The 16264-nt window shown below is 66.5% G+C and carries 11 protein-coding genes; 4 read left to right on the top strand and 7 right to left on the bottom strand.

The genetic code is table 11. The annotated features are described in order from the left end of the window. Positions 1-136: 136 nt before the first annotated feature. Together ACQP2T_RS50385 and pta are read left to right on the top strand one after the other, a co-directional pair. Complete coding sequence (locus tag ACQP2T_RS50385; RefSeq protein WP_433511916.1) at positions 137-268, top strand: DUF397 domain-containing protein; 132 nt, start codon at positions 137-139, stop codon at positions 266-268. 116 nt (positions 269-384) lie between these two features. Beyond that, positions 385-2466, top strand: a complete 2082-nt coding sequence (gene pta / locus ACQP2T_RS50380; protein WP_433511915.1) for a phosphate acetyltransferase — start codon at positions 385-387, stop codon at positions 2464-2466. On the opposite strand, the gene ACQP2T_RS50375 is transcribed toward pta, so the two are convergent. Continuing rightward, the gene (locus ACQP2T_RS50375; RefSeq protein WP_433511914.1) at positions 2428-4257 is read right to left on the bottom strand and encodes an ABC transporter ATP-binding protein; all 1830 of its coding nucleotides are present in this window, start codon (positions 4255-4257) and stop codon (positions 2428-2430) included. The genes pta and ACQP2T_RS50375 overlap by 39 nt on opposite strands. A gap of 168 nt (positions 4258-4425) precedes the next feature. Here ACQP2T_RS50375 and ACQP2T_RS50370 point away from each other — a divergent pair, with 168 nt between their 5' ends. Continuing rightward, complete coding sequence (locus tag ACQP2T_RS50370; protein WP_433511913.1) at positions 4426-5364, top strand: RNA ligase family protein; 939 nt, start codon at positions 4426-4428, stop codon at positions 5362-5364. Between the two features lie 141 nt (positions 5365-5505). Here ACQP2T_RS50370 and ACQP2T_RS50365 read toward each other — a convergent pair whose 3' ends face one another. The 4 genes from ACQP2T_RS50365 to ACQP2T_RS50350 form a co-directional block, all read right to left on the bottom strand. Then, positions 5506-6210, bottom strand: coding sequence for an endonuclease/exonuclease/phosphatase family protein (locus ACQP2T_RS50365; RefSeq protein WP_433511912.1), 705 nt, complete (start codon positions 6208-6210; stop codon positions 5506-5508). 129 nt (positions 6211-6339) lie between these two features. After that, a complete protein-coding gene (locus ACQP2T_RS50360) occupies positions 6340-7380 on the bottom strand; it encodes a hypothetical protein (RefSeq protein WP_433511911.1) in 1041 nt (346 codons plus the stop codon). Between the two features lie 65 nt (positions 7381-7445). Then, the gene (locus ACQP2T_RS50355) at positions 7446-10898 is read right to left on the bottom strand and encodes a zeta toxin family protein (RefSeq protein WP_433511910.1); all 3453 of its coding nucleotides are present in this window, start codon (positions 10896-10898) and stop codon (positions 7446-7448) included. 59 nt (positions 10899-10957) lie between these two features. Further along, on the bottom strand, positions 10958-11341 hold the full coding sequence (locus ACQP2T_RS50350) for a YbaB/EbfC family nucleoid-associated protein (protein ID WP_433511909.1): 384 nt from the start codon (positions 11339-11341) through the stop codon (positions 10958-10960). Positions 11342-11977: 636 nt separating this feature from the next. On the opposite strand from ACQP2T_RS50350, the gene ACQP2T_RS50345 reads away from it, so the two are divergent. Beyond that, complete coding sequence (locus tag ACQP2T_RS50345) at positions 11978-12415, top strand: NUDIX domain-containing protein (RefSeq protein WP_433511908.1); 438 nt, start codon at positions 11978-11980, stop codon at positions 12413-12415. Positions 12416-12852: 437 nt separating this feature from the next. Here the strand turns inward: ACQP2T_RS50345 and ACQP2T_RS50340 are convergent, their stop codons facing one another. Together ACQP2T_RS50340 and ACQP2T_RS50335 are read right to left on the bottom strand one after the other, a co-directional pair. After that, entirely contained in the window at positions 12853-13110 is a 258-nt protein-coding gene (locus ACQP2T_RS50340) for a hypothetical protein (RefSeq protein WP_433511907.1), read from the bottom strand. Between the two features lie 147 nt (positions 13111-13257). Then, the gene (locus ACQP2T_RS50335) at positions 13258-15609 is read right to left on the bottom strand and encodes a DNRLRE domain-containing protein (protein WP_433511906.1); all 2352 of its coding nucleotides are present in this window, start codon (positions 15607-15609) and stop codon (positions 13258-13260) included. Between the last annotated feature and the right edge of the window lie 655 nt (positions 15610-16264).

Below are 16264 nucleotides of genomic sequence, written 5' to 3'. Positions count from 1 at the left end.
CGCTGTCCCAGGCAGACTCGATGGCGCTGATCGAAGAGAGGCTGGCACAAGAATGGATCTGGCACTGAGCGAAGAACTCAGGAACGCGGTGTGGCGGAAGAGTCCTCTCTCGGACGGCCAGGGGAACTGCGTACAGGTGGCTCCTCTGTCGGCCGGACGCGTCGCGGTGAGGGACAGCAAGGACCCCGATGGGCCTGCTCTGGTGTTCACCGATCCAGAGTGGAAGGCGTTCGCCGGTGGGGTGAAAGAGGGAGTGTTCGACTTCTAGACATCGGTGGAGGGGGTCTGGCCTTTGGCCAGGCTCCCCGCTGCGCATGACCAGTCAGCGTATGTTCCCGCAGCCCGCTGCCGAGATCGAGACGGAGCCAACGGACAATAGTGCACATGACACGTGCGGTGTACGTCGCGGCGGGCGAGGCGGGAAGCAACAAGGGCGCGGTCGCCCTGGGCATGGTGGAGCTGCTGTCCCGGCAGGTGGGGACCGTGGGCGTGTTCCGTCCGGTGGTGCGGGCAGGCCGTGAGGACAACCTGATCAACACCGTCCGGAGCAGGTTCCAGCTCGGCCTGCCCTACGAGACGTACGCCGGCGTCACCTACGACGAGGTGCACGCCGACTCCGAGCGTGCGGCCGGTGACATCGTGGCTCGTTACCGTGCGCTGGCGGGGCGATGCGACGCGGTGGTCGTGGTCGGGACCGACTACACCGATGTGGGCGCGCCGACCGAGTTCGAGTTCAACGCCAGGCTTGCCGCGGACCTGGGAACGCCCGTGCTGAACGTGGTGAGCGGGAGAGCCAGGACGGTCGCGGAGATCAGCGCCGCGGTCGAGCTGTCGTCCCGGCAATTGGCGCAGTACCACGCCCAGGAACTGGCGGTCGTGGTCACCCGGGCGGCTGCCGAGCGCATCGCGATCGATCACCCTACGCCGGTGTTCGTACTGCCCGAGACTCCCTCCCTGCGCGCCCCCACCGTCGCCGACCTGCTGGATGCCTGCGACGGCAGGTTCTTCCTCGGCGAGCGCGACGGGCTGGGCCGGGAGACGAGCGCGTTGATGGTGGGCGCGATGTCACTGCCCGGCATCCTTGACCGCTACACCGAGGGCGCCGCGGTGATCATCCAGTCCGATCGGGCCGCCGCGCTGCTCCCGGGACTGATCGCGGCACACGCGGCGCCGGGCTTCCCCGCCCTGTCGGCGGTGATCATGACGGGTGGCACGGATCTGCCCGCCCCGGTCGACCGGCTGCTGAGCGGCATGGCCATTCCCCTGCCGGTCATCGCCACGGACCATGACACCTTCGACACCGCGACCCGCTTGTCGGCCGTGGAGGGCCAGTTCACACCAGAAGCCGGCGGGAAGATCGACACAGCGCTGCGGCTGTTCGCCGAGCACGTCGACGGCCGGCTGCTGCTCGATCGGCTGGCCATCGCCAAGACCGACGTCGTCACGCCGCTGATGTTTGAGTACGAACTGCTGGATCGGGCACGTACCCGGCGGCGGCACATCGTGCTGCCAGAGGGCGAGGAGCCGCGCATCCTGCGCGCGGCCGACGTCCTGCTGCGCCGCGGCGTGGCCGAGCTCACCCTGCTCGGCGACGAGGAGCGGATCAGAGTACAGGCCGCCCAGCTCGGCCTGGATCTGGACGAGGCCAAGGTGCTCAGCCCGTTCGACGCGCGACTGCGCGAGCGGTTCGCCCGCGAGTACGCGAAGGTCCGGGCGCACCGGGGAATGACCACCGAGCTGGCCCGCGACACCGTCACCGACGTGTCCTACTTCGGCACGCTGATGGTCCATACCGGCATGGCCGACGGCATGGTCTCGGGCGCGGCGCACACCACCGCGCACACCATCAGGCCGGCGTTCGAGATCCTGCGCCTGGGGCTGGTCTCCAGCGTGTTCTTCATGTGCCTGGCCGATCGGGTGCTGGTCTACGGCGACTGCGCGGTCAACCCCGACCCGAGTGCCGAGCAGCTCGCCGACATCGCGATCTCCTCGGCTCGCACCGCCGCCCTGTTCGGCGTCGACCCCAAGATCGCCATGCTCTCGTACTCGACGGGTGCCTCGGGTGCCGGCGCCGATGTCGACAAGGTCCGCACCGCCACCGAGCTGGTCCGCGAGCGCCGTCCTGACGTGATGGTGGAGGGGCCGATCCAGTACGACGCCGCGGTCGACCCCTCGGTGGCGCGGACCAAGATGCCCGGCAGCCAGGTGGCCGGCCACGCCACCGTCTTCGTGGTGCCCGACCTCAACACCGGCAACAACCTTTACAAGGCCGTCCAGCGCAGCGCCGGCGCCGTCGCGGTGGGACCGGTGCTGCAAGGACTGCGTAAGCCCGTCAACGACCTGTCTCGCGGTGCCACCGTCGCCGACATCGTCACCACCGTGGCCATCACCGCCGCCCAGGTGCGAGACGACGACGCGGACGACCCTTCATCGGCGGAGCGCGTCGGGAGTGTCGTCCTCCACTAGGAAACCGCCGGACTGGTGACGCCAGAGCCGGGCGTAGGAGCCATCCGACTCGAGCAGCTCGCCGTGGGTGCCTTGCTCCACGATCTCGCCCTGGTTCAGTACGACGAGCCGGTCCATGCGGACGACGGTGCTCAGGCGGTGCGCGACCACCAGCGCGGTGCGGTCCTGCATCAGCTCCCACAAGGCTTCCTGGACGAGGATCTCGCTTTCCGAGTCGAGGGCGCTGGTCGCCTCGTCCAGCAGCAGGATCGGGGCGTCGCGCAGAATGGCGCGGGCGAGGGCGACCCGTTGCCGCTGGCCGCCGGACAGCTTGACGCCACGCTCGCCGACCAGGGTGTCGAATCCCTTCGGCAGCGACTCGACGAACTCCGTGACGTGCGCCGCCCGCGCGGCCCGCATGATCTCCGCTTCGGTGGCGCCCGGCCGGGCGAAGGCGATGTTGTCGCGCACCGACCGGTGGAACATGGCCGGTTCCTGAGGCACGTACGCGATGAGGCTGCGCAGATCGGCCTGCCGCAGGCGGGCGATGTCCTGGCCACCGATCAGGATCCGGCCGCCGTCGACGTCCATGAGGCGCAGCAACAGCCGGGTGAGCGTGGTCTTGCCGCCGCCGGACTGACCGACCAGTCCGATCTTGGCGCCACTGGGGATGTCCAGATCCAGACGCTCGAACAAGGACGAGCCACCGCCGTGCGCGAATGTCACCCGGTCGAAGCGGACGCTCGCGTCCGCCCGGCGCAGCGGCTGCGGGTCGGCCGGATCGACCACAGTCGACGGTACGAGCAGCAACTCGGTGAACTGGGCGGCTTCGGTGAGCACGCTCTCGATGCGCCGGTATACCTGGTTGAACTCGAACATGACGCTGATCGTGTTGGAGTAATAGGTGAACGTCACCACGACGGCCTCCACGCCCAGCCCGCCCCGGAGCGCGACGGCGAGCAGCAGGCCGAGGGCGCTGGTGAGAACCGAGATGGGGGCGACCACGGTGTCCACGCGCAGGTTGCCGTAGTCCCAGGAGCGCAGCGAGAGTTTCCGCAGCTCGGCGACCCTGACGCGATGCTCTGTGGCCTCGCGGTCCTCGGCGGCGAACGCGCGTACGGTGTCCATGTTCGCCAGGACGTCGGCGACGTGGCCCGAGACCCGCACCTTGGCGGCCTCACGCTCGTCGACCAGCGCCTGGCGGCGGCGGATGAGCGGCGCGACGACGAAGCCCGTGAAGATGATGAGGCCCACCAGAACGAAGACCAGCAGCGGGTGATACGTCCACAGCACCACCGAGGCGAAGACGATCGGCACCACCTTGGCCATGATGGAGAAGGTCAGCGTGTCGACGAAGTCCTCGAATCTGGAGGAGAACCCCAGCACCCGTTTGGTCAGCGATCCGGCGAAGTTGTTGTGGAAGAACGCGGTGTCCTTGGTCAGCAACTCGTCCATGCCCACCACGCCGAGGTGCTCGATGCCGCGGGCGTCCGTACGGTTCAGGAAATGCAGCCCGATCCGCCATAGCACCTCACCGGCCAGCAGCAACCCGGCGAAGCCGAGCACGTACGGCAGGAGTGCGCCGACGGAGCCGTCGCCGCCTGCGGACAGCTGCCCCACAATGCCGGCTACCGCCAGCGGCGCCAGGTAGAACAGGCAGATGTTGCCGAGCGCGGGCATCGTCAGCGCGAGCGCCGCGACGCGCCACTGGCGCACCAGCTCACCGCAGTAGTGACGCAGCGCGAGCAGGACCGCCGACTTTCGTACGGATGAAACGCCTTCGGAGCCCTGAAGCGATCCGAGCACAGCCATCCGCCCCTCCCGAACCCCGACAACCGGCCGTGACCATGCTGCCGCAGGGGGTACCCGGGGTCGACTGATTTTCCGGCCACCTGGATCGGTCTCACCCCTCGCATCCGGCCCGACCCCGCCGGCCAAAAACAGTTTCGGGAACGTCGGGTGGACACTGAGACTTCTGCCATGCGTCATGTGCCTTTCCCCAAGATCCCCGCTGCGTCGAGCGCCGCCGTCGCCGCCGGCGGCATCTGGATCGCGACTGAGAAGATCCACGGGGCGCAGCTCGTCATCGCCTACGACGGCCGGGAATTCCGCATCGGCAAGCGCAAGGCATGGCTGCGCGGGCAGGAGGCCTTCTTCGGCTGGCAACTGCTGCGCGGCGCACTGGAGCGAGCGGCCACAGCGGCATTGTCGTTGGGCGGCACGGTCGTGCGCATCTATGGAGAGTTGTACGGCGGTCACTATCCGCACGCCGACGTCGACCCGGTGCCCGGGGTAAGCGCGGTGCAGACCGGGGTTTGGTACAGCCCGGGCCCGCGTTTCGCGCTCTTCGACGTGCTCCGGCACGACCATCCGGACGACGCCGGCCTCTTGCTGCCCTATGCCGATGTGGCAGCCGTGGCGGCGGCTGCCGGACTCGACGTCGTGCCCCTGCTCGGCAGGGGTCCCAGACACGAGCTCGACGCCCTGTCGCCGCGGTTCCCCACTCGAGTGCCACACCTCCACGGCCTGCCGGACATTCCGGGCAACTTCGCGGAGGGGATCGTCATGCGTCCTGACATCTCCGCGACGGCGGAACAGCGCCCGATCATCAAGATGAAGATCGAGGAGTTCGACGAGCAACGCTTCGACGAGAGCCGGCCCTGGAACCCGCACGCGCGGCTTGCTCTGGGCGACTTACGCCGACTCGCCCGGGCCATGGTGAACAAACCGCGGCTGGACAGCGCGCGGTCCAAGACAGGGACCGGGTCCTTCCGCGAGTTCATGGACGAGGTCGTGCTCGACGTCATGGTCGATCTCACCGACGCCTTCCCCTCGGCCATGGCCGCCCTCGGCGGTGGCGAAGAAGACGAACTGCACACGTACCTGCGAGAGGTCGTCCAAGAGACGCGTCACGAATGAGAACAGTCGCACCGGGCCCGGCAACGGCACCAGCAGCGTCCGGTCGTACGCGCTCGCGCTGCTGCGCTGGTTTGCGTTTCCTGCGAGCGATCGACGTGGAGTGGGACCGGGCCGACCGCGAGGACGTGCGCGACCGCGCTCCTATCGCGCCACCCACACGTGCATCGGAACGTGGTCGGACCACCTACTCCTGCCGTAGTCGACGAAGCAACCTCGTATGCGGCCGTCGTCGGCGAACAGGTAATCAATCTTCCGCTTGCGTGTGACGTAGGTCCAGCGGTTGCGTGGGTCGCATTCGTCGCGGCCCTTGTAGGCGATGGCGGCATCGCGCGGCACCAGGTTGAGGTCGCCGCCGACTACACCTCGGCCGAGCTTGAACAGCTCACGAAGCTGGGCGCGCCGGTAGGGCGCGCCCTTCTGCCTGTCGTCGTATTCCGCGCCCGACGAGAAGTGCGAGGTGCAGAACGCCCGGTCAGCCGTGCAGACCGCGTACCTGCGGGCGCTCCACGGCGGCGAGGTCAACGCATGCACCTCGAAACGAGCGTCCTGCGCGGCCACGGCCAGTGTGACGCTCTGCACTCCGCGCGGCCTGCCGTTCCAGTCGGGGTAGCACTGGTACGAGGAGCCGTCCGGGTGCGTGAGCCCGGCCGACTTGACGCTCCACGCTCGGCCGGTGCGTATCTCCAGTTCGCGCTCCAGGTCGGCATCCGCGCCTGTGCAGAACTCCTGGAGGTAGACCACGTCCGCCTTGGTCGCCAGCACGGCGACGTGCCAGGCCATCTCGGCGGTTGAGCGGCGGAAGAGCGGGCAGCTGCTGTTCGTGCCCGCGCAGACATTCCACGTCATCACGTGGAGTACGGGGGCTTGCACAAACAGGTTATGGGATAACAGCCCGGCGATCACGAGATATCTGATCATCACCGATAATTCCATCACACGTGGGCGGCTGAAGCCGCAGTAGTCCGGAGAAGGCCCTCATGCCGTGGGTGGCCGCTTGCGGCAGAGGGTCGCTCTCGCGCGGAACGTCGTCACTGAGTCCAGCACGGGCGGCCGGGAGCGCGTGGCGCGGAGGTGGTCGAGGAAGTCGCCGGTCGGCGCCAGGCCGTGCTCGCGCAGATAGTAGGGGAGGGCTTCCGACCAGATCCACGCCCCGTCGGTGCGGAAATTCCAGGGGACGACGGCGTGGCGTGAACGGTCGAGGATGTCGTCCCGGCGGATTCCGTTCGCCCGGATCAGCGTCGCCGACATGAGATAGCCGGTCAGCCGCTCACGCAGCGTCGCGTCGGTCAGCAGCGGATGGCCGGGGTCGAAGCGGGGGCCGGTCTCGGCGTCGACGGCGTCGTACACGGCCGCGCGGCGGATGGGGCGCGGCGGGTCAGGAGCCCACAGCAGCGACGACCAGTCGCGGGCGGTCCGCTGGTAGAGCGGCAGGGGGGACCCGCTGACGTAGGTCTCGACCTGAGGGTGGATCTCTCCTCGTTCGCTCAGCTCGACCTGAACGCGCAGGGCCAGCACCGACGGGTCGGTCCGGGGCGTCACCTCGACCAGGTAGATCCGTCGGGCGGATGATCTCGGTGAGCCGACGCCCGGAAACCGCCACGCTCGCCACAGGCCCAGGCATCCGGGCCGACCGGCCAACAGCTCGATCATGGCCTGGTCCCGTTCGTCGAGCAGCTGATCCGAGATCACCCGGTCCTGGTCGTCGGTGAGATCGAGGCAGCGCCCGATCCGGTCCTGGCCGGTCCGCAACGCGCTCAGTGGCGCGGGGGCGAAATCCCACGTGGGGACGGGTTCTTCTGTCTGCCGCGGCACCCTGGTCAAGGGGCCGGCATCGAGGCCGGAGCCCGTCAGCAGGCTGCCGAGGAGGTCGGCGTCGTGGCCGGTCAGCGGGACGCCGCGCTCGACCACGGCCAGACTGACGGTTCTGGCCAGGCTCTGCAGATCCTCGGCGACGAGCCGATCCCTGACCTCGCTGATCAGCCCATCCGGTATCCGGCCGGACAACCGGAGCAGCATCGCATGACACTCCGCGACAAGCCGCGGAGATCGGTACGAATACTGATCCACCCTGGTTCCCTTTCTCATCGGGCGGTGTCTTTGCCGGCCGGATTCATGCCGGCGGCGATATCGGCGAGGGTTTCCAGCGGAAGGATGCGTCTGTAGAGATCGATGGCGTCGACATACGGTATATCGGGATCGCCGAACAAGTGCGGCGATGCCACTTCGATGCCCCGGACGATCTCGTAGATCGAGTGGTCTTCCGTGGAGAGCATCCAGCTGAGGAGAGCGCGGGTGAAGTGCTCCTCAGTGACGCCCTCCGGCCGTATCCAACGGAAAAGTGAATGCAGCCGGGCGGCGGTCCCCGATATCCCGGCGATAAGGGGAAGATGGCTTTCACCGGATATCTGCCGCACCCATGGGTGATCGGTATGCATTCCGTAACGGGCCGTGCCCAGCATCCACTCCAGCGGGGCCTGCGGATCTGTGCTGTCGTCATTCCGCGGCGGGTCGGTGAGCCGTGACCAGTTCTCCTCCTCCGCCGGATCGTCGAACAGGTTACGTACGTCCTCGGTGGACGCCGGTTCCGCGCGCGGCGCGCCGGTTTCCGCCGCCGTGGCCTCGAACTGCGACCTCAAGTGGCGTTGGTGCGCGGCGATTTCGAGGGCGTGCATGGGTATGTCGCGGTCCACGAAATCCTGGGGCGTCATGCGGTACGCTTCCCGATCTTCGATGGTGCGTGACCATCTGGCGACCTGGCTCTCCTCGAACTCCCTCGCGGCGCGGCCGGCCTCCGGCGCGTGTGTGCCCAGAGTGGAGACCTCGAAGACGTCTCTGGGGACGTTGATCTCGCCTTCCATGACGGGTTCCAGGCGGGAGACGTCCAGACCCGCGCGGGCGGCGATGGCGCGCCAGTCGGGGTCGGTGCGCAGCTCGAACAGACTCCATTGCAGAGCTAGCTCGTCCTTGCCGTAGAACCCGGCGTTGTAGATGGCGGTCATCAGCATGCGCAGGTTGCCGTCCCGGCGTAAGTCGGTCAAGGAGACCGCGTCCCGGCCGACCTGGCCCGGACTGCTCGGGTCGTCCTTGAAGAAGGTCTGTTCGGTACGGGCTTCCGGGAGTTCCGGATAAAGCTCGCGGTTCAGGGCGGTCAGGACCTCTCGCAGGCGGCCGAGTGTACGGTCGGCGGCGGCATTGGCCTCGGGGTCGTGAAAGAGTACGTCCCCGATCCGGCGCTCGAACTCCAGCGACCTCTCCGGTGACCAGTCCCCGGTTCCGGGTGTCATCCCGAGGAGGTCGCGGAGGTAGTCTCCGGCGCCCGCGTGATTGAGCCACGGCTCGGCCATGGCCTGTACCTCGTCGGCCTCGCGGGAGATGCGGTCATAGGTCGGGGCGTCTTCGGGATGCTCTCGTTGCTGGTGCTCGAGCATGGCGCGCAGGTTGTTCAGGCGGCGGGTGAACTCGGCCCGTTCGGTCGCAGTCCAGGGCCGTTCCCGTTCGGCGCGGAGGGCCTCCTGCGCGCCGGTCTCCCCGGTCCAGGCTCCGTCGGGGCCGCGTTCGTTGGCGAAGACCGCTTCGCCGCTGCGCAGCCGGATCCGGACCGCGTCGACCACCGCCGGTGGGTTGCTCGACTCCAGGCTGCCGATGACCTCGGCGGATCCGAAGAATCTGACGTCGTGGTCTTTTCCGGGCACCAGGCGGCCGGCGCCCTCGTTCACCTTCTCGTCCAGATAGCGGGTGAGAATCGATAATCGGCTCTGCGCTCGGGGGGTCGCGACGAGTTCCGTCTCGATGCGGTAGCCGTGATCCTGGAAAAGGCGGATGAAGGCGGCGGCCTCCTTGGGGTTGCCCAGGGTGGCTTCGACGATCACGTTGTATCCGTTGGCGATGGCGTAGTCGAAGGCCATCGACTGCCATTTCTTGGCGATGGGCTGGACGATGGAGTTGGTGGCGATGTCGTTCCAGGCCCGTAGCCGGTCGTATTCGGGATAGAACTGCTTGTACTCGTCGACGATGATTTGCAGGACGCCGCCACGGTCGTGGAATCCGTCGTGCAGCCGGGCGATCGTGGTGGATTTGCCGGCGCCCGGTTGCCCGCCGACAACGATCATGGTGGGTTCCGCTGAACGCGTGGCGCCGGTGAGCATCTCGGGGACGATCCGCTTTTCGAAGATCGTCTTTAGTTCCCGCTCGGTGGGGGCATGGTGGAAAGCGGGCGGTTGGTTCGCCCGGCCTTCCAGGCTCGAGGTGGAGTCCTGGGCGTCGGCTCGGGATGAGGGGTGGTCGGGTCCGGCGTCCGGCCGTGCCGGAGTGGCGTCGTGGTTGAGCAGTCGCTCGATCCGGCTGACGGGAGGTCGCCCGGGTTCCTGGCGTGGTGAGCTTCCGTTGCTGCCCCGATCCGTCGCCTGGTGGGAGGCGGCTCCACCACCCTGATCGGTCGCCTGGCGGGGCTCGATGGTTTCGGGTCGCGGCGGCGGAGCCTGGTGAACGGGCTCCGCGACGTGATCCTTGACCTGGCTCAGGGTCGTGCCTCTGTTCGGGGGCGAGCCACCGTCAGGAGACGGGCCTCCGGCCGAGGGCGAGCCGCCGTCGGGCGACGTGCCTCTGGTCGCGGACGAGCCGCCGTCGAAGCCGCCATGATGCAGGGACGTGGTCACATGCTGGCCATCCGCGCCGAGCGCGCTGGAGGTGATGCCTTTGGCCAGCAGGTCCCAGCTGAAGTCGCCCTCTGCCAGCATGGCTCCGGCCGTCGTGATGCCGCCGGTCACCGCGTACTGAGCGGCCTGGCCGTACAGGGAGGAACTGGCGGCGGCCAGCAGCTTCTCCGCCACGCTCAGCTCCGACCGGGTGAGTCCCGCGCGCAGCGCCGGGGTGGCCAGGCGGGTCAGGCCGCCGGACAGGAGCCCCATGAGGCCGCCCATCGCCCCGCCGGTCAGCGCGGAGACGCCGAGCTGGCGCAGGTCGATCTCGTCTCTACGCCCCTGGATCATCTGCAACCCTTGGACACCGCCGTCCATGGCGGCCACGATTGCGGCGAAGATGGCGATGTTGCGCAGGACCAGCTTGGCGATCTGGGCGACGGTCAGGCGGGCGAGCTGTACGCGTGGCGGGATGAGCGCCAGGCTGGCCCCGGAGCTGGCCAGAGCGGCCGCCGTCAGATAGAGGATCTGGCCGACCAGCAGCCATACCGTGATCTCGATCATGTACTTGGCGTACTGGATCTGTACGCCGATGTTGTTCAGCGCGACCGCGGTGTTGATCAGCTGGTTGACCAGGTCGGCCACCTGGCCGCCGACCACGGTGGAGACATGCTTGGCGAAGGCCAGATGGGCGTCGCCCTCCCAGTCAGCGCCTATCTTGGTGGCACTCCACGGCTGGTCGGCCGGCGAACCCTCGACCAGTCGGTGCGCGGCGGTCACGCAGGCGTCCGCTAACCGGAAGCAGCCAGATTCGTCCCCTTCTGGCCAGTCCATCCCCACGACCCAGCCGACGTACGGCTTGACGCAGTCGGGCACCAGAAACCCGTCGAACCCCACAGGCGCTCAAGCCCCACCGCTTTGACCGCGCAGTGCCGACCCCTGGTCGGAGTGGTCGCTCACGTCGACGGATCCACCGGACGGGGCAGGAACGCCTCCAGTGTGGCGTTCTCCCCGAAAGCCTGCTCGAACGGCAGATCATCCGGCATCAGCGGCTGCATGAGCCGCCTGGTCTGCTCGGCGACTTCCCCCGTGGCCTCGGCGATCAGCTCCATGATCGCTTCGGTCAGCTCGGAGGGCGATAATTTGCGGTAGACGCGCGGGTCCAGGTCGAGAGAACGTATCTGACCGTGCGGTCCGACCGTCACCTCCACCATGCCGTCCTTGGAGCGGGCCACGGATTGGAGCTGGTCGAGCTGCCCGTACGCCTCCTGGACTCGCAGGAGTTGCTGATTGTACTCCCCAGCCAGTTCCTCGACCGTTGCCCGAAACGCATCTGTCACAGCACTCCTGATGGTGGCAACAGGAAACAATTCAGGATGGCACTGTAGCGATGCGGGTGGCTTCCGTCTCATATTCGCGCAAAAAAGGCCATATGCCTACTCTGCGTTCATTTGGGGTTCAAAATCGTGGTGTATGGGATTCGACCACTCTGCAATCAAAATCCTGTTTAGGCATAGATGACGGGAACCTCGCCCTGGCGCCTTAGACCTAGTTGGTCCCGAGCGACCGGTCCCCGGCACCTCCCATGGGATGGGTATGCCAGCCAGCTCGGCTTGGAGGGGCAGATCAGGGTCAGGCCCGGGTGAAACTGGCGTAACAGGCCCCGGCCAGCTCAGCAAGGTGAGCGATCCTGCCGGCCGGAGAGCAACCACAGGGCACCATAGGTTTCCTCAGGCACTCGCCAGGCGCATCCCGTGGAGGGGACCTTATGCAAGAGGCCATGCTCAGCGACAGCGGGACGGTCGACACGGAGCCGATCCTCATGGCGCTGCAAGCCGAGTACTACGCGCCGACCTCGGCGCCTTCCACCCGCCGCAGGGGTATGTGCGGCTGCGTAACCCAGGGAACCTGAACATGCTGCGGATCTGCGAGAAGCTCACCTCAGAGACACCTGTACGGCAGATGACCATGCAGACGTGAAGGTACGTGTCACGGGCGTCGTCATCGAGGACGACCAAATCCTGCTGCTGGACCAGGACACCGACACCGGCCGCTCCTGGTCGTTGCCCGGCGGCAAGGTCGAGCCCGGCGAGCCCATCGGCGACGCCCTGGTGCGGGAGATGCGCGAGGAGACCGGCATCGACGTAGAGGTCGGCCGGCTCCTGTACGTGTGCGACCACCTGCCCGGTGGCGGTAGCCACGTCGTGCACCTGACGTTCGAGGCCACCCGAGTCGGCGGCACCGTGGGCACGGTCACCGAGGGCGCCGACACCACGCCGATCCGCGGCGTGCGGTTCGTGCCACTGGCCGACCTGCCGACGATCGGCTTCTCCGCTCGTTTCGTCGAGCTGGCGCAGGCCGGATGGCCCGGCGCCGGCTCCTACATGGGCGCCAAAGCCAACATCGGCCTGTGACCGCGTGAACGCCGCCACCAAGCGGCCGTCCAGCACGCTCAAGGACAGACTGCGCTCGGCCAGGCTGCTCATCCATTCGCCCAGCAGCCCGGCCACCAGATCGACCGGCGTCGGTCGGTCCGGATCGTTGGCGACGAGGCGGATGCCGACGCCGAGCCGCTGGTTTCCGCCTTGCCGTCATCAGCGAGCCGCAGCCCGACCCGGCCGCCTGTGAGCTGTTCCCCGACCGATTCCATGACCTTTCGACCAAACAGGACGGCCGCGAAGATCTTGTCCCACGTGCCGTCCTCCGACTAGCGTCTGTCCGGATGCAGATCCGCTGCCACGCCAACCAAGTGGCATTGGGTTAGATCACCCGCACACCATCTCCCTGGACGTGAACGCAATGAATGTGCCGTGCGGGCGCTCGACGTGTCGCCCGCACGGCATGTTTGGTTCTACAGAATGGGAATTTCCTGCTGAGTTGCCGAGTCCACCAAATGGCGCCCTGCAAGTGATGCCTTGAGGTGGAACTGATACTTGCGCTCAAAGCCAAAGTTCGTTGATGTGCGACCACCTTCCCATGGGAAGGTGGGCTCACAATCGTCGCGAACCTTGACTCCCAGGACAACCTGCTCCGAGGTTTCTGAGACCTCGGTATCGGTGACCTGCACACAGAACCTTCCATCGGAGCCTGGCCTGCCGGTGAGGATCACGGCGGTTATCGTGTGACCGCCAGGGTCGGCTATAGCGGACTCGATGGGATACCAGTGTGGCTGCCGGGCGCACCCGGAAGTCAGCAGAACGCTGATAGCCGCTAACGCCATTCCCAGGCGACTCACCATGATCGACTCCGGCTTCCCTCAGGTAATCTTGCGTTTTTTGATGTCGCCGCCGAACGCCTTGGTCGCCAGCCTGATATCAGTGAAGTACTGGGTGCAGATTCCGGATTCTTTATCGGTCCCACCGCTGATGATGCCCTTGGCCGTAATGTACCCCTGGGCGGGTCCGCTGCCGATGATGGTGTATACGGGTCCACCTGAGTCGCCGGGCCAGGTGCAGGTTCCTATCCGGCCACCGGACACCACGGGCACCACCTGCTCGACGGGGCTTCCCGGGGCTGCCTGGTATTCCGCTGTTGCCGTGGGATCATTGACCACCCACCCGCACTCCTGCCCCGTTCGGTAGCCACCGGTGCAGTACTCGTCGTTCTCCCTGGGGCTGCGGCTCCACTTTCCGGCTACCGGAGTTTTCTCGCTGTCCGACTTGTTGTCGCTGGTGAAAATGGAAGCCGTCTGCGTGCGCGCGGTGAGCTTGATTCGGGCCAGGTCTCCGTGGAAGCCGCCTTGCGGTGCCGGACGGATAACGGATCCCTTGCCGTCGGTATACGTGGTGCCCGCCTGATCACCAAGAATGCGATCGCCTGCGACGAAGCCATAGTCGGTCAGCCTGGCCGCTTGGGCCGCCGGCAGGTTGGTGGGGAGGCAATGTCCAGCTGTGAGATAGAAGTTGTCGGTCTTCGTGCCCCAGGCGAAGCCGGTGCTGCATGATCCTCCGGTCGGAGTTCTGAAGCGGCTGCCGCCGTTGATGTAGAAGTCGAAACCGAGGCTCCATCGAGAATTATTGACGATCCCATCCTTCAAGCGGCAGTCGAGCTCCTTGCCCTTGCTGTCGTTCGAACACTTGAAGGTGCGGACGTCCGGGTCGGGGTCGTGCGGTCCCGCGATCAGGCGGGTGGGGTGTTCCAGACCTGGGCGCAGCCAGATGGAAACCGTTGTTGCTCCGTAACGCTGCGCGAGGCCGAGCCGCAGTTCCGGGGTCACCTCGCTGGCTTGCACCATGACCTGGTTGCGTGCCGCCCAGATGGAGCTTTCGATGAGCTTGTCGGCGCCGGGGATCTGGCCGTCCAAGGTGAGGATTTCGCTGGCGATGGTCTTGAGCCGGGCAGAGCTGTTACTCACCATTGGAACGCGGGAGTTCAAGGTGAAGGGTTCGGTAACCCCCTGTACACCGTCGCCGTCTTCGTCTGTTTCGTCGGCGCCGTCGTAGCCGCTGTCATAGCTCCACTCCGCGCCGCCGTTACTCAGATACGCCGTGCCGATCAGCGGCTGGGACGCGGCGTCTCGGCCCCCGGTAGTGACCGCCGGTGTCACCACCTCTCCCGTGACCATGTCAACCAGGGGCGGCGCGAGCGCGTCCGAGCCTGCCTCGACACGCGTGTCGGCGACGTCCAGGGCGTGAGCCTGGGCCTCCGCGATCGGCATGCCGCGACGCCACAGGTCGGGGGCGGTGAACACCTCGACACCGTCTGCTCCTGCCGGGTAGACGATCGTCGGCTTGCCGAAGCTCTCGAACGTGGCCGTCAGCTTCGGCGTCGTGTCCGGTCCGCCATACTCCGCCGAAGCCAGTGAGCGCCAGTTGTCGTCCGGACCGGTCTCGTTGGCGGCGCGGAGTTCGAGGCCGAAGTTCCCGCCGAGAGTCCAGCTCTGCATGATGTCAGTGACAGGCCATTCGAGCTGGTCAGGCCCGCAGTCCGACGCATACGCCTTGGTGACTGTTTGTGCGCCTTCATCCGCCGAGGACGGCTTGTTCGCCCAGGTGAGATTGTTGGCGTCCCACCTGCTGGTCACCCGGCGCACCTGGATGCCGTCGCCGACTGGATCTCCGCAAGCTGGCGCATCGGTGTTAAGCAGGGACAGTTTTGCATCCACCACCTTCTTGCCGATCAGGCCCTTGGTGTCGAAACTCAGGTAGACCCTGTTGGGGACGCCAAAGATCGTGCCAGCGGTCAGGATCTGGCGCGTCGGATCAGCGGCGGCACCGTCGTCCGCCACGTCGGCATCGGCATTACTCGTCGTGACGGTGGCCGCGATGGTGAGTGGGTAGGTGATCGTCGGGTCCTGGAGCAGGGAGTTGTCAACCCCGACAATAAGCGACTGGCCATCGTCGGCGGTCTTCAGTGTGGGATTGGCTCGTCCCGGCTTGCTCTTGGTGGCGAGGGCTCGTCGGCCATCCGCTGATCCTGTGAAGAGGCTTGCGCTGAAGGGGCGCGCGACCTGATGGCCGGAGGCGTCGGCGAGTTCGACGCGGCCGTCTCTGCGCGTCTGGAACTTCAGGCCCTTCGCCTTCACAGGGAGGTTGATCTCTATCGGCTTGGCAGGCTTCGCGCGAAGAACGATCTCCTGCCGATACCCCATAGGCAGGGCGGTGAGCACCAGATCGGCTCCTGCCCCTGCGGCATTGGCATACGTTGCCCTATTGCCCACGATGGTAGGGCGCGGCAGAGGGGTGGGCCAGCTAAGGCTCACGGACTGTTTGGTATTCGGGCTGAAGTTGACGAGCGGGTGCCCCGAACCTCCAGCGGAGAATTCCGAAGCCGCCTTCGCGACCTTGGGACTGAGGATCCCGTTTTGCTCGGTCAGAGTGGTGTCAATCCATGCCCACGCTCCTGCGGACTGTTTGACACGTACAGGCTGGGACCAGGTTTCCATTGTGATGCGTCCATCTGGATGACGGACGGCGCGCATCGTTTCGGTCGCTGCTCCGAGTAACTCCACAGGCTGCTTTGGATTCTCGTCTACGAGGCGGACACCTGGGGCCGGGCTCGCTGACGCTGGAATCTGTGGGATTGCCAGGGCGCTTACTAGAAGAGTGCTTCCAGCTACGGCTTGTAACAGTCGACGCTGAGGCGTGGAGAGGTTCCCCATTCAATCGGCCTTTCGGTGATCTTGTAAGGGCCCCGTAAAATTACAATAAAGCTCACAACTGTGCAATAGGCGAGTAAAGATTGGCGAATCTCTACATCGAGCATATAACCGGCAGGCCAGGCAAAACGCCGACCGTCTCATAGGCAAATTGGAGTGTCAGATG

The organism is Nonomuraea sp. CA-143628 (assembly GCF_050942315.1).
Taxonomy (GTDB): domain Bacteria; phylum Actinomycetota; class Actinomycetes; order Streptosporangiales; family Streptosporangiaceae; genus Nonomuraea.
The sequence above is the reverse complement of the archived record's forward strand: the minus strand, read 5'-3'. Positions and strand labels throughout refer to the sequence as shown.

Coding starts and splice junctions, on each gene's coding strand:
- ACQP2T_RS50375 (WP_433511914.1), bottom strand. CDS start 4,257: ATGGCTGTGCTCGGATCGCTTCAGGGCTCCGAAGGCGTTTCATCCGTA.
- ACQP2T_RS50370 (WP_433511913.1), top strand. CDS start 4,426: ATGCGTCATGTGCCTTTCCCCAAGATCCCCGCTGCGTCGAGCGCCGCC.
- pta (WP_433511915.1), top strand. CDS start 385: ATGACACGTGCGGTGTACGTCGCGGCGGGCGAGGCGGGAAGCAACAAG.
- ACQP2T_RS50360 (WP_433511911.1), bottom strand. CDS start 7,380: ATGCTGCTCCGGTTGTCCGGCCGGATACCGGATGGGCTGATCAGCGAG.
- ACQP2T_RS50365 (WP_433511912.1), bottom strand. CDS start 6,210: ATGACGTGGAATGTCTGCGCGGGCACGAACAGCAGCTGCCCGCTCTTC.